The organism is Viridibacillus arvi, from assembly GCF_001274945.1.
Taxonomy (GTDB): Bacteria; Bacillota; Bacilli; order Bacillales_A; family Planococcaceae; genus Viridibacillus; species Viridibacillus arvi.
In genome coordinates, this window is the sequence record NZ_LILB01000001.1 from 650,610 (window position 1) to 672,370 (window position 21,761).

Here is a 21,761-nt window from a genome sequence, read left to right on the forward strand (position 1 = left end):
ATTTAGGTGGTAGGGGTACCCCTACCACCTAAATCAAAATCATCTATTCCAATAAAATTCTTTCAAAAGTACTTGACTGGAGGTAAGAAAAGAGCTGTCTGAACAACTCAACGATTTTTTGCTAAAGCACCCCGTTAGTTGAAGAAGAAAAGTGAAACAATCGCGCCCTATTGTTGAAATATATGCCCTTAATATAAGGATAAACTTCATCATAAAGGGAATCATATCTTTCAAAAAGGTGATTTGCTGATGAATAAAATTATACTACCCATAATTGTTTTTACTTTTCTTTTACTTAGTTTTGGTGGAACAACTACGGAAGCAAAAGGAAAGACCGAAATTATACCCCAGAATCAATTCCCAAGTTTAATGGAAAGAGCGTTTCTTAGGAGCCTTGGTGAAACTATCCTTGATATAATGAGTAAGCACGGTGATAATCAGTTATTCGAATACGGGAGAATAGAAAAAATATCTGGAAACGATCCATATGATGTCTCATTAAGAGTCATCGGATTCGAAGGAGCGCATAATCCACCATACAAATTAATTCGTATGACCATTCGTATACCAGGGGATAAGGATGCCAATTATAGTGTTTTGTCTTATTCTCATCGGCCCATCTCTGACAAGGAATTTGATAAGCTAACTGAATATCCTGCATATGATTAAAGTGCTATCCTAAAAGCTTTATGTTTTCCGCAATCTGGCCCGATTGTTGAACACAAGATAAACAACACTCTTCAACTAACCTGCCCTTAAGTTGAAGAAGAAAAAGGCTCTACTCCTAAAATTGAAGTAAAGCACCCGTTGCTTAACAAGACTTTCCATTTAGTGAAATCATTTTATCATTAACCCTAAATATTCAGCGAGTTCTTTGGTAAATTCTTTTTGCGAATCCAACTCGGATTCAGTATATTCTTTATTTATTCTATTTTGGGCTTCATTATTATAACCATATGTTTTATATAGAATTGTTAGGAAGTGAGGGCATTCTTCCCAGCCCTGTTCTTCTTTTCTTTTCATCCCTTGGATTACATCTTCAATTGTTTGGAATTTATCAAAGTGTGGAAAAATCACATTTTGTAAGTCACATTGGACTTCTCTTTTAACTTCATCTAAATCGCTTGAGAGACCAATTTTATACCAAGTATCTGGTTCATTTTTTAACTCAGAAATGCGAAGTCTAAGAACAGAATTAACTTCTGTTGGAAATTTTGGTGGTTCCTCTTTATAAAATGGTCCAAACAATTTATCAGTAAAAATTCCAGTATTAAAAGTAAACTCAACATTTTCTTTCGTATTCCACTTAGAAGATTGGATATTTACAGTCCAAGCAAAATCCGAGAATATCTTTGCGAAATTATTTCCTTTCTTTATAAAACCTTTAGCCTTAAATAAAGAAGTAATATCTTCTTTAATAATCTGCTTCAATACATCCTGCATAATCATCGTCTAATTCTCCATTTCCTATTTTCTCCACGAATAATATTCTCCCTTGTTAATTGAATTTCCTGCATACCCTTATTGAACTAAACTGCCCCGTTAGTTCAATAAGAAAAAGGCTCTACTTTTTATTGAAGTAAAGCATCTTTAGTTAAATAATGTTTTATATGTAAATATTATAATTCCGCAAATTACAGCTCCCCCTACTAAAGTGAATAAGTAAAGAAAAGGAGAATTAGCCTTACTAAAAACCACTTCACTTTGAAGTGTCTCTACATTATCCCACGCACTTGTAAAATCGGGTTTATAGTTTCTTGTTTTTATATAACTGACTAACATCATACCGACAAAATAGACTATGTGAATTGCAATTGAACCACTAAATGCTTGGAGAACCAACCTCATTTAGACACCTCCTTATCACGATTATAACCCATATGCCTTATTCAACTAACCTGCTCCGTTAGTTTAAGTACATTTTTTCACAATCTTTATCGTGATTTACTTACATACCTAATTTTGCTAAGAGCAACACCTGTAAGTGTGATTGTAGTTTTGTTAATAACACTTTCTTTATCTTATATAAAGTTCAGATTTTGAAAATCAAGAAAGTTGAAGTGGAATTTCATCATTCTTTCCCTCTTACTAAGAAAATAATAATATTACAAATAAAAAATCCAGGTGTACTTAAGTCTTTTTAATAAACCAATCCCTACTATTTTGCTATAATATAGGCAACAAGAGAATTGGAGTGATTTCATTCATGGCAAAATTATTTGAAAATTATAAAATAGGTAATTTAACGCTAAAAAATCGCATTGTAATGTCTCCTATGTGTATGTATGAATGTCATAATAAGGACGGTCTTGTTCAAGACTTCCATAAAATTCACTATGCAACAAGAGCGGTTGGGCAAGTAGGCTTGATCATTGTAGAAGCAACCGCTGTTCAGCCAGAAGGTCGTATCTCACCTCAAGACCTTGGCATTTGGAGTGACGAGCATACTGCTGGTCTTACTGAACTGAATCGATTAATGCATGGTGCAGGTTCCAAAACAGGTATCCAATTAGCACATGCAGGGCGTAAAGCTGAACTTGAAAGCGATATTTACGCACCTTCTGCTATTGCATTTAGTGAAAATTACAAAACACCGATTGAAATGACAACCAATGATATAAAAAACACGGTAGATGCGTTCAAAAAAGCCGCAATCCGATCAAAAGAAGCCGGCTTTGATGTAATTGAACTGCATGGTGCACATGGTTATTTAATCAATGAATTTTTATCCCCACTGTCAAATAAACGTACAGATGAATACGGTGGCTCAGTAGAAAACCGCTATCGTTTTTTACGTGAAGTAATTGATGCAGTGAAAGAAGTATTTGACGGTCCTCTATTTGTCCGAATCTCTGCGAAAGATTATGCAGAAGGTGGAATGGAACCTGTCGATTATATTACGATGACAAAATGGATGAAAGAGCAAGGTGTCGATTTAGTGGATGTTAGTTCTGGCGCAGTCGTGCATGCAAGAATTCCAGTATTCCCAGGCTATCAAGTACCATTTGCTGAGACGATCAAGCATGAAACACCGATTCCAACAGGAGCAGTTGGTCTCATTACTTCTCCAGTACAGGCTGAAGAAATTCTGCAAAACAACAGAGCAGATCTAGTCTTCATGGCTAGAGAATTACTACGTAATCCATATTGGGCTTACCAAGCTGCAAAAGAATTGGGCGTAGATATTGAAGCTATAAACGATTCATATAAACGTGGTTGGAAATAAGGTCTAACTTGAAAATAAATAAACCTACATGATGATTGAGTGAAACTACTCTAATCATCATGTAGGTTTTTTTTAATATAGCTTCTACATTTTCGTTCTATTCCAATCTCTTACTTTACATGAAATGTTGTATGGCTATGTCCTTCTCGTGATTTTGTGACTTCTAAAATAGCTGGCATTGCTGCTTTTAGTTCTGCAACATGGGAGATAACACCGATCATACGACCAGACTTCTGAAGATCAATCAGTGTATCGATTGCTTTAGTCAATGATTCCTCATCTAACGTACCGAAACCTTCATCTATAAACATCGTATCGATTCTGATATTTCCTTGGAAGCTTTGAATCACGTCTGACATACCAAGTGCTAAACATAATGAGGCATTGAACTTTTCTCCGCCGGATAACGTTTTGACATCACGAGTTTGCCCCGTGTAAGCGTCATAGACATCTAAACCTAATCCACTTTGTTTCCCTCTTGCTTCTTGACGATCACTACGAATCAAATTGAATTGCCCGTTCGTTAGTGGTTTAAGACGTTCATTTGCGGCATGAATAATTTGCTCCAAATACTCGATTTGAACATAACGCTCAAATGAGATTTTCATATGATTTTGACCTCGTAGTAAATCATAAAGACCAATAATTCGGCCACAAGAGGCTTCAAGATCAGCTATATTTTTGCTTACTTCCGATAAATCAATAATCAGTTGGTTTGCATTCTGACGATATTTTTTTGAGTTATTCCATTGTTCGAAAGCCATTTCATAGTTTTGTTTCAACTGATTTACTGCCTCAGTTACTAAAGTAAGATCCACTAATTCTTTACCTGCAACTTGTTCTTTTTCTTCATCAATTTGTGTCGATAATGCATGTATTGTGTTTTTATATTGCTGACATTCTTCTTTTAGTTTTTGACACTGTGACTCGTCTCTTCTCGCTGCTAAGTAATCTTTTCCTTTTTCAAAGCCTGCGTTCTCAACAGCTTGTTTAAAGTCTTCTTGCGCTTGTTCAAGCAATTTACTGGATTCCGCTAAGTCCGTTATCGCATGCTGTAAATTCGCTTGTGCTGTTGTATTTCGTTCATTAGCTTGTTGCATACGCTTTTGAACAAGTGTCCAACTTTCCTCTAATTGAGTTCTTTGTTGTATAGCTTCGTTCGTTAACTGATATAAATGATGTAACGACGTAATGTCTTGAGGAATGGATTTGTGTTTTTCATCATAAATTGCCGTTGCATTATTCAGTGCCTGAAGTTGAGTTTGATAAGTCTTTTCCAGTTGTTGAAGTTGTAGCTGAAATTCATCTACAGCTTGTTTTTGAGATTTCGTTTTCTCTTTTAGTTGGTTCCAAAGCTCTTTTTCTTTCTTCAATTGCTGAACACTTGCAAATAAGTCTTGATATTGATTAGTTAATGTTGGTCCTTCTTCCACTGTAACGCTAAGTTCTTTAAGGTTTTGCTCTAGTGCATTAAATGCTTGCATTTCAGCCTTCAGTTGTCCATTAGTCACAAAGTATTGTTGTTCTATATTTGATGCATATTTGCGAATTTGCTCTAATTGTTGCTCATCAACGACTTCCACTGTTTCTTCATGCTTTGCAACATGCTCCGTGCTGCCACATACCGGACACGGTGCACCGTCTACTAACTGTGATGCAAGAATACTCGCTTGGCTGGCAACCCATTTATCTTGTTCAACCTTCGCTTTTTGCTGCGCTTCTATATATACTTTTTCTTTTGTAATGACTTGACCTTTTAAATCTTGTACCTTTTTTTGTTGTGTAGACCAATGGTGAAAAGCTGCTGCTCGGTCTTTTAATTGAGCTAATTGATCAATTTTGTCATCTAGAGGTTGTATTGTCTCCTCTAAAGTTGCTGATTGTTCTTCTAATGCTTGAAGTGCGAGCATTCGCTCTTTATGTTGTTGACTTTGTGCAGTAAATACTGCTTGCAATTGTTGAACCTCTTGCTGTAATTGATTTTTTATTTGATTTTGCTTTTCTAAATCTTTAAATATAGGTTCTAAAGATTGTAAATGCATGACCCTTTTTAAACTGTCATTACGCTCAGTTTCTTTTTGTTGTTGGACTACAAATTGAGCAGTTACTTCTTCTAATTGAAGTTTCATTTTTTGTTCTGATATTTTGGCTTCTTCAAATGTAGCTTCTTTTTGTAAAACCTTCTGCTTCGCTACACGGTAATATTGCTCTATTGGAATAATGTGAATAGCCTTTTCAGCAGCAGCTAGCTCACGTTCTTTTTCTAGGAACAGAGGCTCTTGCTGTCTTAAAGAAAGAAGTTTTTGTTCCTTCTCTTTAAATGCCTCTATTTTCTGATTTAAAGTGACTGCTTCAAATTGTTGACGTTGCTTGTCTTCAAGTTGTTTGCCGACCGCTTTATAATTAGCTTCATCTTCCGTAATTTGCTTCTCATAGAAGTCTACTTCAATTTTTAATGCATCTACTAGTTGATACATATTAAACTGGTTTGTTTCGAGTAAATCAAAAAGAGCAGATTCTCTCTTCGGAAGCGTGCTTGCAATTTTACTTGTGTGTAAGTTACGGACTGCTATAGCCTGCTGTAGTTGCTTGTCAGCTTCTTCTTTTTTCACTTTAAGCTGATCTGCAATATGTCGATAAGATTCAGTCTTGAAGATTTTACGTAATATCGCTTCTTTGTTTTCTGTTTCAGAAGTTAGTAATTTACGAAACTCCCCTTGAGGCAACATGACAATTTGTTTAAATTGATCCTTTGATAATCCGATAATATCTTCAATTTTTTTATTAATTTCTCCAACTTTTTGTGATTCAACGACTGGTTTTTCTCCTGTAGGTAGAATCTCAACAAGTTCAAATGTTTCACCCGTTGCAGTTTTATTGCCATTTTTTCTATGAGCTAACTGGCGAAGTACACGATATTGACGATTATGAATTTCAAAAATGAGTTCAGCAGATGTGTGGGTATCATCGTCAGCAAAATCGCTTCGAATTTCTTTAATATCTGCACGATCTTCACCACTCGCACTACCATACAACGCAAAACTAATACCATCGAAAATAGTTGTTTTCCCAGCTCCCGTTGCACCAGAAATAACAAATAAACGATGGTCGCCTAATTCACGAAAATCAATTGTTTCTGTCTTTTTATACGGACCAAAAGCGGTCATTTTCAGTTGAATTGGCTTCATTTCACATTACTCCCTACTTCACGTTCTTTCGCTAATCCTTCTTGTAACACTTCTTGGAATAGCTGTTTTGTTGCATCTTCTACTTCTTCCCCAACTATTTCCTTGTAAAACGCTTCAAAAAGCGTCAAATCGTCCATCTTTTGACGAGATGTCGTTAGTTGCTCAGTACCGTCTATTTTTTGATGAATCATTTTACGTTCCACATGCATGGCATTCGGAAAGACTGTACGAATTTTCTCCATGGGTGAAATAATTGGTGTATCATCAAGTAATTTAACGTAAATATAATCTTCACTTACTTCTGATTTAAGTAAATTATCAATTGTATCCTCAACTGTTCGCATATCTCTGCGAGGTTGCAATAATTTCTTCTCAATTGTTACTTGTCCATCTTCTGCTAAATCCACGATTAAATAGCCCTTTTTATGATTCTCTTCAGAAATCGAATATTTTAAAGGTGAACCAGCATAGCGAATTGTTTCATTTAATACGAAATGAGCTTGGTGTAAATGTCCAAGAGCTGTGTAATGAAATGGCTCAAAAAGCGCTGCATCTATACATTCTGTACCACCGATCGCTAATGGTCTCTCAGATTCACTTGTATTCTCCTCTTCTTGACCGTGGGAAGTTACAAATGCATGTCCAACAAAAACATGTCTTTTTTCTGGATCCATCTTCTTTTTCAACTCATCCGTTATACGTTTCATCGCAGATTGGTGTGTTTTAATGGAATCATCATCAAACACATATCTAACTTGAGAAGGGTCAGCATATGGAATTAGGTGAAAATGTACTTCTCCAAACTCATCATTTAGAACGACTGGTGATAGCTTGTCATCAAGATTCCCTACTATATGTAAACCGCTTTCCTTCATTAACTGACTACCGAAATGTAAACGACCTGGACTGTCATGATTTCCCGCAATGCTGATGAGTGGAATATGTCTTTTTAACACAATCTCTGCGAAAATATCATCTAATAATCGAACGGCTTCTGTCGGAGGTACAGCTCTGTCGTATAAATCACCTGCAACAATGATGACATCTGGCTTCTCTTGGTCTATATCTGCCAAAAATTGTTGTAAAATATAAGCTTGATCCTCAGTCATATATACCCCTTGTACAAGCTTCCCTAAATGCCAATCAGCTGTATGAAATATTTTCATGAAAATTCCTCCTTTTAAATCATATTATCTATTTTAACATTCAATTGATGTGGTCGTGATTGAAAAATAGCACACAGAATATACTGCAAATTTATTGTATCACAAACACAATTAAAAGAACGAATGTTCCTATTTAATCTAATGATTTAAATAACTTTCAAATTGTAGATCTTCTGAGAGATGATACAGATTTGGTTGATAATTCATATATACTGAATTTCAGAGAATACATAGTACTGATTATTACTACAAATATGGACCTAACAGAATCAAAAAGAGCGCTCTCTTATGCCGAATTCCGACTAAAGGACGCTCTTTTTGTTTTTCAACTCAAATACTCTTTCGTTATTACTTCTAAACATCAAAATATAAATGATAATGATCTTCACACCGCTCGTTAAATCTAGATCCACATTGTAAACAATGATTTGTCCCAATATACTCTGTAATCGTATGTTCTTTCTTACAAATACCACATAGCACGGCTAACTCATCTGATTCATTTTTTGACCAAACTTCTGGTTCATGAAGTTCACATGCAGCATGACATTCAAAACAAGGATAATATTTATTACAACATTTAAATTTCAATGCTACAATATCCTTGTCCGTATGATAATGTATACAACGCGTTTTATCATCAACTAATAATCCATAAACTTTCACTTTCTAACCCCCTACCATTCTTAGCAAGAAAAAAACACCTACTACTAAAAGACTTATACCAATCACTTGATAATCTCGGTTCTCAAAATGTAATACCTTATAACGTGTACGTCCACTTCCATCACCATAAGCTCTAGCGTCGATAGCATTTGCCAAATTTTCCGCTCTTTGAATTGAAGTAAACAAAAGAGGGATTATGATAGGTATGTAACTAAGTACCTTTTTCACAAATGATTTATCTTCAAAATTAACACCTCTCGCTTTTTGCGCTTCTATGATTTTATCCAACTCCATTACTATTGTTGGTATAAAACGTAATGTTATAGCTAGCATTAATGAAAATTGCTCGACTGGAAAACGCAATCGTTTCAATGGTTTGCAAAGTATTTCAAACCCATGAGCTAAGTCAAGTGGCTTTGTTGTTAAGGTTAGCAAAGATGTGATTAATACGAGTAAAAAAATCCGCAACACTATGCTAAATCCCTCAATAATGCTCTCTTTATATATAGATAAAATACTATACTGAAACAGTAAGTTCTCACCTTTAGTGAACAAAATATGATAGAAAACCGTAAATGCTAGAATAATTAGAATTGGCTTTAAACCCTTTAGAAAAAAGCGTAATGGAATTTGCGATAAAGTAATACAACCAACTACTAAAAGACTAGCTAGTATATATCCTGATATATTATCTATTAATAAAAATGCAATAATGATACAAAATAAACTTATTAGTTTCGAGCGTGGATCTAGACGATGGAAAATAGAAGATGCATCAATAAACTGTCCAATCAATACATTTTCAATCACTAAACTTCAGCCCCTTGTTTCTTAAAATAAGCTATTACTTCCCTAAGAACAACTTCTTCCTGTAAAGACTCTACTTTAATATAATCACCGAAACGTTGCTCAATTAGTTGCAGTAGTTTCACGGTATCTGGTGTATCTAATCCGAATTCCTTTAATTCATAATCATGGTTCAGAAAAAGTGAGAGCGGACTATCTAGGAAAGCGATTTCTCCATTGTTCATCACGAGTACTTCATCTGAATACTCAGCAACTTCATTCATCTCGTGTGTCACGAATATAACTGTACGGTGTCCGCCCCCAGCTTTATACCAATCATGTATTAATTGTAAAATAAGTTTACTTCCAAGTGGATCTAGTCCAGCAGTGGGTTCATCTAAAATAAGAACCTCAGGATTCATCATAAGTACAGTAGCTATCGCCACACGTCGTTTTTCTCCCCCACTTAATTGTAAAGGGGCCTTTTGAAAGTACTCTTCGGATAAGCCTACTAGTTTTATCATCTCCTTCGCTCTCTGATTGACTTCTTTCATTTCGATACCTTGATTTTTTGGGCCAAATACTAAGTCTTTTAAGACAGTTGTTTCAAATAATTGATGTTCAGGATACTGAAATACCAATCCGATATCGGAAATAATTTGAGCTTTACCTTTTTTTGAAAGCTCATTTACTCTTCCATTAATCAATAAATGACCAGTAGTTGGAGCTATTAAGCCTTTTAATAACTTCATTAATGTAGATTTCCCCGAACCAGTATGACCTATAACGGATATCCACTTACCAGCTTCAATTGATATATTAATATTTCGCAAGCTTTCGTAACTATTAATTGAAGAGTTCGGATAAATATAAGAGGCTCTTTCTAACTTGATGTCCATAAATAATCAACAACCCCTTCCAAAGTCATTACCTGTTCTGGTACTTTAATGCCCGTTGAACGTAAGCGTTGTTTTAATTTCAAAGCAAGCGGGACTTCCAATTCATTACTTTCAATATTATTATTAAAAATAGATGCAGGTGTACCATCCGCCACAATAAGACCATCTTTTAAAACAAGTACCCTTGTTGCCACTAGTACTTCTTCCATGTGATGAGTAATGTGAATGATAGTAATCCCTTCTGTATGTAGTTGTTGCATAAGTGTAATAATATTCTGCCTACCTTCTGGATCTAGCATAGCTGTTGATTCATCAAATACAATATATTTTGGCTTCATAGCTAATATTGCTGCTATTGCCACACGTTGTTTTTGACCACCTGAAAGCTTATGAGGTTCTAATCCTTTATACGAAAGCATTTCAACCTTCTTTAATGCATCTTCAGCAATTGATTTCATTTTGTCTGGATCTACCCCAATATTCTCTAAACCAAAAATAACTTCATCAAAAACTGTCGTTGTTATAAATTGATCTTCAGGATTTTGAAAAATCAAACCTACAAGTCTTCTAATCTCTCTTAAACTTTTTGGCATTTGCGTTATTACCCCATCAACCAAAACTTTACCGAGATGAGGTTGGATAAGCCCATTCGCCAATTTTGATAGATTCGATTTTCCAGAGCCATTTGGACCTACGATCGCTAGAAATTCACCCTTATTAATTTGTAATGAAATATTTTTCAATACTAAATGCTGTCCATATGCAAATGACACATTATCAAAACTTAGCAAATCATGCACCCTCTTTTTATTAATCTCTAATAACTAACTATTTTTTTAAATTCTTCTATTGAAAGTTCTGTATGTAAGGGCTTTTCCCAAATACCGATTTTTGAACCATTGACCGAAAAAACTTTACCAGTTACAGTACTGCTATTACTAGCTAATAAAGTGGCTAAATTTGCTACATCTTCAGGTGAGCCTATTTTCCAATAATCCGGAAACTCTTTATTCTCTTCCTTGCACCTTCTTTGAATACGTTCAATGACCGGTTTTGTCATATCTGTTAAAGCGGCTGGTGCTATTGCATTAACTCGAATGTCATAACGTTTTAATTCTTCTGCTAATGTAAATGTGATTCCTAAAATACCAGCTTTTGCTGCACTATAATTTACTTGACCAACTGTTCCTATTAAGCCCGCAGTTGATGTCAAATTAATAATACATCCCCCTTCCCCCCGACTTTTTAAATGTTGAACCGCTGCCCTTGTACACGCAAAAGTGCCTGTCAAATGGACGTCTAGAACTTCTTTCCAAGATTGGTCTGACATTTTCACAAGCAATTGATCTCTCGTTATACCTGCATTATTAATGAGAATATCTAGTTTGCCAAAATTCTCAATAGTTTTATTTACAATTCGTTCAGCACCAACAATTGAAGCAACACTCTCACAAATTCCAATTGCTTGTCCGCCTCTTGTTTTAATATCATCTACTACGGCTTTAACATCATTTGCATTAGTACCATTCACGGCAATTAAAGCACCTTCTTTAGCCATCTGAATTGCCATACTTCTACCAATTCCTCTTGTAGAACCCGTTATTAATACTACTTGTTCTAATAGCAATTCTTCACCCTCCAACATTTGTAAATTGGATAACACCTATAATTGCTATTTTCCCATTTTCTATAGTTACCTCTATTTTAATTGTAATAAAATCTAGGTCTTCATCTATTACTACATATGAAATAGTTAAAAGTTCACCAACCAATACAGGGTGAAGAAATTTCGTTTCATAAGAGACAACAAAGCTAGTTGGAAAAACAACAGACAATCTACTTTCTGCTATTCCCATTACAAGCATCCCATGTACAATTTCCCTTTCAAAGCCTGCTTCTACTGCACTTTGAAAATCTAAATGAATCGCATTAAAATCATTTGAAGTTTCAGCATACTTCTTTACATCATTTGCTGAAATAATAACGCTCTCATTTTCACAAACATAATCTCCTCTTGTGAAAGCAACCAATTATTCCACCTCATTTCCTTGAAATTCTCGTAAAATCAAAGTTGTTTCTGATGTGAAAGATAACTCATCATTTTGATAACCTTCAAGTACATGTTTCAAAATCCAAAGAACCCCTGTAGAACCTTGCTTTTTCTTCACTTCTTTTAAATAGATTTTGCATATATATGTATCTCCTGCAACAATGGGTTTTAAATAGTTAAACTTTTGTTCTCCATGTATTAACGGCACATCCAATTGATCAAGCCAATCTAATTTCGCTAATTGCCAAAATAATATAGGATATGTTGGAGGAGCTAGAAGATCAGGAAATCCAGCATTTTTTGCTTTATGCACATCAAAATGTAATGGGTTTTTATTTTGTATACTTCTCGCAAAGTTTTGAATATCCTGATGCTTAACAGTTACATAAAAAAAATCTGAAGTCATTCCAGCTTTAAAAGACATGGCTAGTTCACCCCTTCAAATAATGTTGCGAGTCCTTGTCCTCCACCAATCCCCAAAGTAGCAATTGCTTTTTTTATAGGTTTTTTCTGCATTTGAGCGAACAAACGTGTAACTAATATAGCTCCCGATGCACCATAAGGATGACCTAATGCAATAGCTCCTCCTCCCGCATTTACTTTTGTTGTTGATATGTTCAAACATTTTAACGAGGCCAGTACTTGCGATGCAAAAGCTTCATTAAATTCAATTTGTTCAATTGAATTTATATGTAATTGATTTCTGACTAATAATTTCTCAACAGCGGGAACTGGACCTATCCCTAAATAATTCGGATCTACTCCAGCTGCAACGGCATCAACGAATTTCATAACTGGCTGCAAACCAAGTTCCCTACATTTATCTCCTGACATCAGTAATACAACAGCTGCTCCATCGTTTACTGGACATGCATTGCCTGCAGTTACAATACCATCTTCTTTGAAAATCGGTTTCAGTGTTGCAAGCTTTTCAATATTTGTTGTTCTCCGTGGGCATTCATCTTCTAATACAGTAACGATTTCATTTTTGGATTTATATATTATCGGTACAATCTCTGTCGAAAAATCTGTTGCAAGCGCCTTTTGATGGCTATCAAGTGCATAACTATCCATTTCTTCACGTGAAATGTTGTATTTCTCAGCTACATTTTCAGCTGCTATACCCATTTCAGGATCACCGATAGTATCTGGCGAAAATTTTGAACGCATATATATTTCTGGAGCACTATTACTATACAGAGATAAAGGTTTCTTCATACGCCAAGGCGCTCTACTTACACTCTCTACTCCTCCAGCTAAGTACATATGACCCGCACCACTTTGAATGAGACGAGCTGCTATATTAATTGCTTCTAATCCAGACCCACATTGACGATCCACAGTGACTCCAGGGACTTCAATAGGTAGATTTGCTGTTAGTAAGGCAAGGCGCGCTATATTACCACCTGGTCCAATTGTATTCCCTATAATGACATCATCAATTTCTTTAACTGGTATATTGTACTCACTCACCATATTTTGAATTACTTGTGCTAACAAATCCTCCGGTTCAATGTCCTTTAAGACACCGCCAAGTTTGCCGATTGGACTTCGTTTAGCTAGTACGATAAACGCTTCTGCCATATTATCAAACCTCCACTATCTGTTTTTGCATTTTATCCCTAGCAATTTTCCCGCTACCCGTATATTGAAAATCCTTTACTGACTTTATAATTTGCGGTATTTTATAAGTTGCTAAATGCTTCCTGCAATATTCTTTAATTTGTAAATGTGACAGCTCTTTATTCGATTTCCATTGAATGATGGCAACGATTTTTTCACCCCAATACGTATCAGGGTGACCATATACCATAACTTCAGATACTTCATCTAACGAGCATAATACATCCTCAATTTCCTCTGGAAATACATTTAGCCCACCTGTTATCATCATATTTTTTGCTCTACCTACAATGTATAAATAACCTTCTCTATCCTTTAAAGCATAATCTCCAAGTGCTAACCAACTTCCTTGCAATACTTTGTCCGTCTCTATTTCATTTTTAAAATAGCAATCAAAAATCATATCACTTGAAACAAATAATTGACCTATCTCACCAGTTTCTACTTCGGTTCCATCATCATGACGAATTGAAATCTTTACATTTGGAAAAGGCTTACCTACTGATTTTGGTTTAATGATTTGTTCAGCAGCTGGTAAATACGCAATATAACTTGCTTCAGAAGATCCGTAAAACTCGAAAACATCACTATTGCTAAATAATTTCAAGACTTCTAATTTAGACTCCTCAGTCCATTTTGCTCCAGAGGAAATAATAGATTTAGGTTCAAAAAAGTTGACTGTATGTTTTCTTAAATAAGAAAGTAGTCCTTCTATCATCGTTGGCACTAAATAGAGCACTGTATTTTCAACTCTTTGCATTACTTGCACTACCTTTACCGGAGAAAATTTATCAATTAATTGGAAGGTAGCCCCTATGAATAGCGTATTAAAAGCGGCGAAAAGTGACATAGAATGTACGAGAGGTCCCGGTGCAATAACGTGGTCTTGTTGTTTCATTAAAAATGCATCTTTTGTTGCATAACAACTTTCAATCCACGAATGGTGAGAACGGACGAAACCTTTTGGATCACCTGTTGTACCAGATGTAAATCCTATGAATAGTGTCGTTGGTTGATGTAATATGGTAGGAATTCTTGTACTATATCGCTGTCTCCACTCAATATAATTTCCCCCTACAACAATGACAGGATAATGTACATTCATTACCTTTCCCTTAAATTCCTCATCAATAAAAAGTACTGTTGGTTCACAAACACTTAGTACATAGCTAATCTCCTTATCACTCCATTTTGGATCCATAGGAATAGGTATGTAACCTGCAGAAATCGCGCCTAGGAAAACTTCAAGAAATTCCACTTTATTGTTCATGAAAATTGCTACTTTATTATTTTTTTCGGTACTTATACTTAATAGACCATTGCCAACTTGATGGATACAATTGATAAAGTCTTTATATGTAATGACAATCTCGTTATATTGAATAGCTATTTTATCAGGAGTTGTTTGTGCATAATCTCTTATTTGATCAACAATATTCATAGAATTACCTCGCTATATAAACTAAATATTTCGGAAAATAAGAGGAGAAGTTCTTGTCTCCTCTTACTTGTTTTTAATTGGAATACTGCATATTTTGTGTTAATATAGGAGTTTTTTTCTTTATAGGACTCACAGCTTTTAACTGAACTGCAATCATTGCAGCAACTACTGCTTTAATCGAATCTCCAGGTAAGAATACAATCGCTCCTGTAATACTTGCCCAAATAGACGTGTCAGTCATAATAGCCATTACCGGTGCTCCAATGATATTAATTAGTAGAACACCTCCAACAAAGTTTACTATTATCAACTTCCACAATTTCATATTGTCCCAAAATTTTTCTGTTAAATATCCGATAGCGAAAGCTGCGATTGGCCAACTAATCAAATAACCAACTGATGGTCCCATAAAAACTGAAAGACCCCCTCTTCCACCTGATAAAAGTGGAGTACCTAACGCAACTAATACTAGAAAAACTAAGACACTTAAAGTGCCTACTTTACGCCCTAAAAAGCTTCCTGCAAGCATAATACCTAAAGTTTGTGCTGTAATCGGTACAGGTATAAATGAAATAGGTATCGGTGGAATAAGTCCTAGAACTGCAATTACAGCAGCAAATAGAGCGGCCATCACCATATCTTTTGTATTCAATCATTTCATCTCCGTTATAGTAGATTTATGTACAATTCTCACATCGTCGACTATGTGAATAATTTCAAAGCGCTTTGATGAGTCGTGAACGACATCAAGAGAATACTATTTGATGGTGATTATCGTACACAATTATGATATTAAAACTTTTACTTCTTTTTGTAAACCTATTTTTTATTTTAGGTTAACACAAAATTATTCATAAAAAAACCTAAGCCAAATTTCCTTGGCTTAGGTTTTCTAATACAGTTAATATTGAATTATAGAATAGACAAAAACGATGGTAATAACGATTGGTACTAACCATGTCATTAAAAATTTCCACGTATTATAATACACAGGAGATAACTTACCACCTTGCATAAACTCTTCTTTCACAAATGATTTCTTTACTTTATGAATGATGAAAATAGCGATTAGTAAGTTACCTAATGGCAGCATAATATTACTAACTAGATAATCTGTCGCATTGAAAATACTCTTGTCGAATATCGCAAAATCACTCAAGCTGCTAGATGATAATGCGGCTGGAATAGCTGCTATAAATACGACAACCCCTAAAGCAAATGCAATATTTCTTCTAGCATTCGGCCACTTCTCTACTAAAGCTGCTACGATAATTTCATATAAACTAAATGATGAAGTAAGTGTCGCGAATAAAAACAGTAATAAAAATATCGCTAAGAATAGTTCACCAAATGGCATTTGACTAAATACTGAAGGCAACACCATAAACAATAAGCCAGGTCCTTCTGCTGGTTCAAAACCAAATGCAAAAACGACCGGGAAAATCGCAAGTCCTGCAAGTAATGATACAAAAATATTCATTAGTACGACAGACCCTGCTGAATTTGGCAAACTCTCATCTTTTTTCAAATACGAACTATACGTTACCATACAAGAAAAACCAACCGCTAAAGCGAAGAACGACTGTCCGAGCGCATATAACACGGCCTTACCTGTAATCTTAGAAAAATCTGGCGCTAAGAAGAATTTTACCCCTTCCATTGCTCCTTCGAGTGATAATGCTCGAATAACAAGTATGAAGAAGAAGACAAATAATAAAGGCATCATATATTTATTTGCTTTTTCAATACCATTTTGTACACCTAGTGAAATGATGAGCACATTGATCAGTGTGAAAAGCGCTAGTCCGACTAATGTGATCCAAGGTGTTCCTGTTATCATGCCAAACAATTGATCTGGCGCTGTTCCACTTTGAATAACATTTCCGACAACAGCCTTGCCACTATATATTAATATCCAGCCCCCTACTACACTATAAAAAGATAGTAATAAGAAGCATCCTGCTACTCCAAGTCGACCAATCCATACCCATACACTTTTTGGTGCTAGTTTTTTATATGCTGAGATCGCTTCTGCACCCGTTCCGCGACCAATGATGAATTCTGAAATTAACATTGGTAAACCAATAAGTAATGTAAAGATGACAAATAATAAAAAGAAGGCTCCCCCTCCACTTTGTCCTGTTACATATGGCATCTTCCAAATGGCTCCTAGCCCAATTGCCGCTCCAGCCGACGATAATATAAAACCAATTTTTGTCGACCACTGTCCTCTTTTTGAATCCAAAGATAATCCTCCTATACTCTGCTCAGCTCAACAATTCTAACAATTGAAGAGACATAAATAATCACTCTCTATTCTATCATGAAAATACTTAATTTTTAAGACAGTTTATTCTTTGTTAAAACATGTTAGACACTATTCATACTTCTCATGTAGACTAGTATTTGCGATATATTTTAGAAGGAGATGTAATATGGAAAAAACAACATTAAATGAGCGCACGATTTCTAAAACGTGGATTGTTCTCATTTTAGGTTCATTAACAGCATTTGGTCCACTCTCAATGGACATGTATTTACCCTCTTTACCTACAGTAGCAACCGATTTAGGGACAACTACATCATTTGCACAATTAAGCTTAACCGCTTGCTTATTAGGTCTTGCCTTTGGTCAACTGATTTTCGGACCTTTAAGTGATATAAAGGGACGTAGAAAACCATTACTTTTTACATTAATTATGTATTCTGTTGCTTCATTACTTTGTGCTTTCAGTAGTAGTATTTGGATGCTAATCGGTCTTCGCTTCGTACAAGGTTTCTCAGGAGCTGCAGGTATTGTTATCGCTAGAGCTTCTGCAAGAGATATGTATGACGGGAAAGATTTAACGAAATTTGTAGCATTACTTGCTTTAGTTAATGGTGCTGCACCAATTTTGGCTCCAATTTTTGGAGGGATGCTATTAAAATTTGCTCCGTGGCCAATCGTCTTTATCGTATTAGCTATTATCGGGATTTTAATGCTTATAAGCGTTATCTTTATCTTACCTGAAACATTGCCAGTGGAACGAAGAGCTACAGGTGGTGTTTTTGCGACAGTCAAAACGTTTGGTGGCTTAGTGAAAGATCGCTCATTCATTTGTTTAGCACTAACTCAAGCTTTCATTATGACAGCCATGTTCGCTTACATAGCAGGTTCTCCATTTGTTTTGCAAAAAATTTATGGACTATCTCCGCAAGTTTTTTCAATGTTTTTTGGACTTAACGGTATCGGTATTATCATTGCTTCTCAAATGACCGGAAAATTATCAGAAAAAGTAGCAGAGATTAAATTACTTTTATCTGGAATATTAATCGCTTTTGTAGGAAGTCTACTATTAGTATCTGTCATTACATTTAAATTACCTCTTGTTTTCATACTTATAGCATTATTTATCATCGTATCGACAGTAGGTATTGTTTCAACAACCGCCTTCTCACTGAGTATGCAAAAGCAAGGTAATAATGCCGGCAGTGCCTCAGCACTCCTTGGATTATTGCCATTTATCGGAGGTGCCATGGTTTCTCCATTAGTAGGAATTGCAGGCGAAATGAACGCTTGGCCAATGGGCATCATCATATTATCTAGCACACTATTTGCTATCATCGCCTTTTTATCAATACCAAAAAAATAATCATCAACCGTCCTATTTGATGCCCTCCAAATAGGATGGTTTTTTTATTAAGTAATCTATCAATATAATCTCCAATACAACAAAAATTCTGCTATAATCCATATTTTTTTCGCAAATTATTAGTATTTCCATTCAATTGCAGACTCTTTGACTACAACAGACATAATCTGTACTATAATAGGAGAAAGCATTGATTTAGGGGGATAATAATGAAGGTTATAACAACAAGACTTGAAGCAGAGGATGCAAAAATCGTATATCAAGAAACAGCTGGTATTGCGATTATTACCATTCACCGCCCACAAGCAAAAAACGCTTTAACAGCGAATATGTGGGATCAACTGCGTAAAATCGCACTACAAACATTAGAAAATCCCAAAAATAAAGTACTTATTATTCGTGGTCATGGTGAACAATTCACTGCAGGCTCTGATATAAAAGAATTTAATTCGATTTCTCTTGAAAAAGCAGAGGAAGCATTTATTCATATGGAAAAAACAATCTCAACAATCGAACGCCTTCCTATTCCAACAATCGCTGTAATCAATGGACCAGCAATGGGTGCCGGACTCGAATTAGCACTTGCCTGCGATATTCGTATCGGTTCAGATAAGGCTAAACTTGGCATACCTGTTGGCAAATTAGGGATTACATTAAACAACAAATTTGCCCAACGTCTTGTCAACTTAATCGGACCCAGTATGACAAAAGATTTAGTATTTACAGGACGTATGTTAAAAGCTGATGAAGCATTTCGCGTCGGTATGTTAAACTACTTAATTACTGAAAAGGACTTAGACCGATACGCAATTCGTATGGGTAAATTAGTTGGTTCGATGTCTCCTGCTTCATTACTTGCTGTTAAGCAATCTGTACAGGAATGCGTCGATTCAGCACCTGTTTTATGGCAGGGATCAACACCATTTGTTGATGCAACTGATTTCCCAGAGGGAGTTCGAGCATTTGTAGAGAAACGTCCACCTGTTTTTGCACGTAAACTGCAATAACACCCTCTTATCGGGTCATTTCTCATAGAAAAATAACGGTTACCTTAGATCATAGGTTGAAAAAAAGCGAGTTGTAACGCATATTTATCTAAATACAAAAAGCCATCGTTTTGAACAATAATTGATCAAAACGATGGCTTTTTATTTATTATGTAATTTTAAATAGTTTAGGTACAACCCTTCACGTCTCATATTTACATAAGCTCTTTCAACCGTTTCATTACCGAATGAACGGTTAATCTGTGAAATGAGATAAGTTTCCCCTTGAAAACGACCGAAAATATTCCATAAGGTGTTGGGGATAACTCCATTAGTTCTTCTCTACTTTTTAAATCAATTATTTTAGCATCTAACCCCAATTCATTTGCACCCACAATTATATTTTCAGTTGCGACTTCTACGTAAGGACATTGAAAAGAGCGTAGTATAGTAAGGTTTTCGAATTTATTAATTCTTTCATCCCAATTAGTAGGAAAATAAGGGAGTAAGGTGCTATTTTCAAACTGATAAACAAGTAGTTCAAAATTAAAAGGTGCCGTATCGACCAATTTAAACTGATTCTTTAAAAAGATATCCTTACTTGGTGTCCAAGAAGTTTCAGGATTTGTAACTACTACTACACCAAGTTTAGTCTGGTTTTCTGCATCTTGAAGACATTTATTAATCAGTTTAGTTCCGTATCCTTTTCCAGTTTCACTTACCCATAGGCAATGGATTACCAAATAATTATTAGCGTGGACAACCCTAGAGGAAAACTCAGCGTCAGTATATTCAATAAAACCTACTTGTTTTTTATTTTCTAATAATTGAATATACTTTAAACCTTTCTCGAAACTTTCGTTTAGCCACTTATTTTTGTTTATGTATCCAAGTGATTTCTTTTTACTTCTAAGACAATAACTCCCCATTCCTTCGAGAATTTCGGTATCTAGCTCAACCATTTGTAAATCTTCCAAAGTAGTCACCCCTTTTCACTATTAAACTATTTCTATTTGTTTTATTATTTTTCCTTTATTATTTTCTTCTTCCACTAAACTTCATCGTTAGTTCAATAAGAAAAAGAGCTCCCTTAGATTAAAGCACTAAGCCATCCATATATTTAAAAAATAAATGCTACACAACAAAAAACGATTAAATCTCATTAAACTAAACTGCTCTTTAACTGAATTAAAAAAAGTAAACACTAAAACAAAAGAAGTAGCTCCTTTTAGATTAATCTTTTTCAATATAGAGGCTTCTTTTATAAAATTCAGGTGGACTATGTTTTTAAAGTTTATTTTAATTTTCTTTCTTTTCGAATAAAATGGTTGCAAGACGATTCCTGCGTGTATATAATGTGAATATAGTATATATACATTATACAGGGATGTGAGTGTTCATATGATAGGTGTAGAAAAAACTCATAAAATTTATCTGGCAAAACGCTGGATGATCACCATTGCTATATTTTTAATTGTTCAATTGATCTTTATCGCCGTTGATGGTACTTTCCTGGAGCCAAACATAAACGATAGTGGTAACTTATTTGCCAGGATAGCAAGATGGATTTTGGACTTGAAGCTCTTTACTAAATGGATTGCCCCTTACTCCTTTCCATTTTTTAATTTGTTCATGACAATTCACGTTATTGCTATACTAATTCAAGCAGTACATGACATTATTTCAAGTATGTTTTCAAAAAAATAAAGAAGAGGTATTAGCATGCAAATTATTATTTCCAACAGTTCGAAGGAGCCTATTTATGAACAAATTACGAATCAAATTAAGTCGTCTATTTTAGCAGGTGAACTACAGGAAGGTTCAGCAATCCCCTCCATGCGTAACCTCGCAAAGGATTTACAAATCAGTGTTATAACGACAAAACGTGCCTATGAGGAATTGGAGAAGGCAGGCTTTATTTATTCCATTGTCGGGAAAGGTTCTTTTGTCGCAGAGCAAAATTTAGAGGTTATAAGAGAGAAGAAGCTAAAGGTCATTGAAGAGCAACTGAGTGCGGTCATAACTAATAGCAGAGAAATTGGCCTGTCACTTGATGAGTTGAAGCAATTATTGAAGATTTTATATGAGGAGTGAAAAG

Annotated in this window: 22 protein-coding genes; 6 read left to right on the top strand and 16 right to left on the bottom strand. The window is 35.1% G+C overall.

Features of this window, described 5'->3' with window-relative positions; translation table 11 throughout:
• Positions 1-249 precede the first annotated feature (249 nt).
• Entirely contained in the window at positions 250-669 is a 420-nt protein-coding gene (locus AMD00_RS03075; RefSeq protein WP_053415613.1) for a hypothetical protein, read from the top strand.
• Positions 670-837: 168 nt separating this feature from the next.
• Here the strand turns inward: AMD00_RS03075 and AMD00_RS03080 are convergent, their stop codons facing one another.
• Entirely contained in the window at positions 838-1,449 is a 612-nt protein-coding gene (locus AMD00_RS03080; RefSeq protein ID WP_053415614.1) for a DUF4304 domain-containing protein, read from the bottom strand.
• Positions 1,450-1,590: 141 nt separating this feature from the next.
• The gene (locus AMD00_RS03085; protein WP_053415615.1) at positions 1,591-1,848 is read right to left on the bottom strand and encodes a hypothetical protein; all 258 of its coding nucleotides are present in this window, start codon (positions 1,846-1,848) and stop codon (positions 1,591-1,593) included.
• A gap of 358 nt (positions 1,849-2,206) precedes the next feature.
• Between AMD00_RS03085 and namA the strand changes: the two genes are divergently transcribed.
• Positions 2,207-3,226 (top strand): NADPH dehydrogenase NamA, encoded by a 1,020-nt coding sequence (namA, locus tag AMD00_RS03090; RefSeq protein WP_053415616.1) that lies wholly within the window; start codon positions 2,207-2,209, stop codon positions 3,224-3,226.
• Between the two features lie 110 nt (positions 3,227-3,336).
• On the opposite strand, the gene AMD00_RS03095 is transcribed toward namA, so the two are convergent.
• From AMD00_RS03095 to AMD00_RS03155, 13 genes are all read right to left on the bottom strand, one after another.
• Positions 3,337-6,414 (bottom strand): AAA family ATPase, encoded by a 3,078-nt coding sequence (locus tag AMD00_RS03095; protein ID WP_053415617.1) that lies wholly within the window; start codon positions 6,412-6,414, stop codon positions 3,337-3,339.
• Complete coding sequence (locus AMD00_RS03100; protein WP_053415618.1) at positions 6,411-7,580, bottom strand: exonuclease SbcCD subunit D; 1,170 nt, start codon at positions 7,578-7,580, stop codon at positions 6,411-6,413. The genes AMD00_RS03095 and AMD00_RS03100 overlap by 4 nt, the downstream gene beginning before the upstream one ends.
• Before the next feature lie 354 nt (positions 7,581-7,934).
• Positions 7,935-8,246: a CHY zinc finger protein gene (locus AMD00_RS03105; RefSeq protein WP_053415619.1), complete on the bottom strand. Its 312-nt coding sequence runs from the start codon at positions 8,244-8,246 to the stop codon at positions 7,935-7,937.
• A 3-nt stretch (positions 8,247-8,249) separates the two neighbouring features.
• Positions 8,250-9,056: an energy-coupling factor transporter transmembrane component T family protein gene (locus tag AMD00_RS03110; protein WP_053415620.1), complete on the bottom strand. Its 807-nt coding sequence runs from the start codon at positions 9,054-9,056 to the stop codon at positions 8,250-8,252.
• Positions 9,056-9,931, bottom strand: a complete 876-nt coding sequence (locus AMD00_RS03115; RefSeq protein WP_053415621.1) for an ATP-binding cassette domain-containing protein — start codon at positions 9,929-9,931, stop codon at positions 9,056-9,058. The genes AMD00_RS03110 and AMD00_RS03115 overlap by 1 nt, the downstream gene beginning before the upstream one ends.
• Positions 9,916-10,722: an energy-coupling factor transporter ATPase gene (locus AMD00_RS03120; protein ID WP_053415622.1), complete on the bottom strand. Its 807-nt coding sequence runs from the start codon at positions 10,720-10,722 to the stop codon at positions 9,916-9,918. The genes AMD00_RS03115 and AMD00_RS03120 overlap by 16 nt, the downstream gene beginning before the upstream one ends.
• 26 nt (positions 10,723-10,748) lie before the next feature.
• Positions 10,749-11,558: an SDR family NAD(P)-dependent oxidoreductase gene (locus AMD00_RS03125; RefSeq protein ID WP_053415623.1), complete on the bottom strand. Its 810-nt coding sequence runs from the start codon at positions 11,556-11,558 to the stop codon at positions 10,749-10,751.
• A 4-nt stretch (positions 11,559-11,562) separates the two neighbouring features.
• Entirely contained in the window at positions 11,563-11,961 is a 399-nt protein-coding gene (locus AMD00_RS03130; RefSeq protein WP_053415624.1) for a MaoC family dehydratase, read from the bottom strand.
• Positions 11,962-12,405 (bottom strand): FAS1-like dehydratase domain-containing protein, encoded by a 444-nt coding sequence (locus AMD00_RS03135; RefSeq protein ID WP_053415625.1) that lies wholly within the window; start codon positions 12,403-12,405, stop codon positions 11,962-11,964.
• A 2-nt stretch (positions 12,406-12,407) separates the two neighbouring features.
• The gene (locus tag AMD00_RS03140; protein ID WP_053415626.1) at positions 12,408-13,565 is read right to left on the bottom strand and encodes a thiolase family protein; all 1,158 of its coding nucleotides are present in this window, start codon (positions 13,563-13,565) and stop codon (positions 12,408-12,410) included.
• Positions 13,566-13,569: 4 nt separating this feature from the next.
• The gene (locus AMD00_RS03145) at positions 13,570-15,045 is read right to left on the bottom strand and encodes an AMP-binding protein (protein WP_053415627.1); all 1,476 of its coding nucleotides are present in this window, start codon (positions 15,043-15,045) and stop codon (positions 13,570-13,572) included.
• A gap of 73 nt (positions 15,046-15,118) precedes the next feature.
• Positions 15,119-15,697: a biotin transporter BioY gene (locus AMD00_RS03150; RefSeq protein ID WP_157059159.1), complete on the bottom strand. Its 579-nt coding sequence runs from the start codon at positions 15,695-15,697 to the stop codon at positions 15,119-15,121.
• Positions 15,698-15,946: 249 nt separating this feature from the next.
• Positions 15,947-17,290 carry a sodium-dependent transporter gene (locus AMD00_RS03155; protein ID WP_053415628.1) on the bottom strand — a complete coding sequence of 448 codons (1,344 nt, stop codon included), beginning with the start codon at positions 17,288-17,290 and terminating at the stop codon, positions 15,947-15,949.
• 190 nt (positions 17,291-17,480) lie between these two features.
• Here AMD00_RS03155 and AMD00_RS03160 point away from each other — a divergent pair, with 190 nt between their 5' ends.
• Together AMD00_RS03160 and AMD00_RS03165 are read left to right on the top strand one after the other, a co-directional pair.
• Positions 17,481-18,677: a multidrug effflux MFS transporter gene (locus AMD00_RS03160; protein ID WP_053415629.1), complete on the top strand. Its 1,197-nt coding sequence runs from the start codon at positions 17,481-17,483 to the stop codon at positions 18,675-18,677.
• A 209-nt stretch (positions 18,678-18,886) separates the two neighbouring features.
• Positions 18,887-19,684 (top strand): enoyl-CoA hydratase/isomerase family protein, encoded by a 798-nt coding sequence (locus AMD00_RS03165; protein ID WP_053415630.1) that lies wholly within the window; start codon positions 18,887-18,889, stop codon positions 19,682-19,684.
• A 194-nt stretch (positions 19,685-19,878) separates the two neighbouring features.
• On the opposite strand, the gene AMD00_RS03170 is transcribed toward AMD00_RS03165, so the two are convergent.
• Positions 19,879-20,640, bottom strand: coding sequence for a GNAT family N-acetyltransferase (locus AMD00_RS03170; protein ID WP_211258602.1), 762 nt, complete (start codon positions 20,638-20,640; stop codon positions 19,879-19,881).
• 424 nt (positions 20,641-21,064) lie between these two features.
• Here AMD00_RS03170 and AMD00_RS03175 point away from each other — a divergent pair, with 424 nt between their 5' ends.
• Entirely contained in the window at positions 21,065-21,370 is a 306-nt protein-coding gene (locus tag AMD00_RS03175) for a YfzA family protein (RefSeq protein WP_053415631.1), read from the top strand.
• Positions 21,371-21,385: 15 nt separating this feature from the next.
• The gene (locus tag AMD00_RS03180; RefSeq protein WP_038183445.1) at positions 21,386-21,757 is read left to right on the top strand and encodes a GntR family transcriptional regulator; all 372 of its coding nucleotides are present in this window, start codon (positions 21,386-21,388) and stop codon (positions 21,755-21,757) included.
• Positions 21,758-21,761 lie beyond the last annotated feature (4 nt).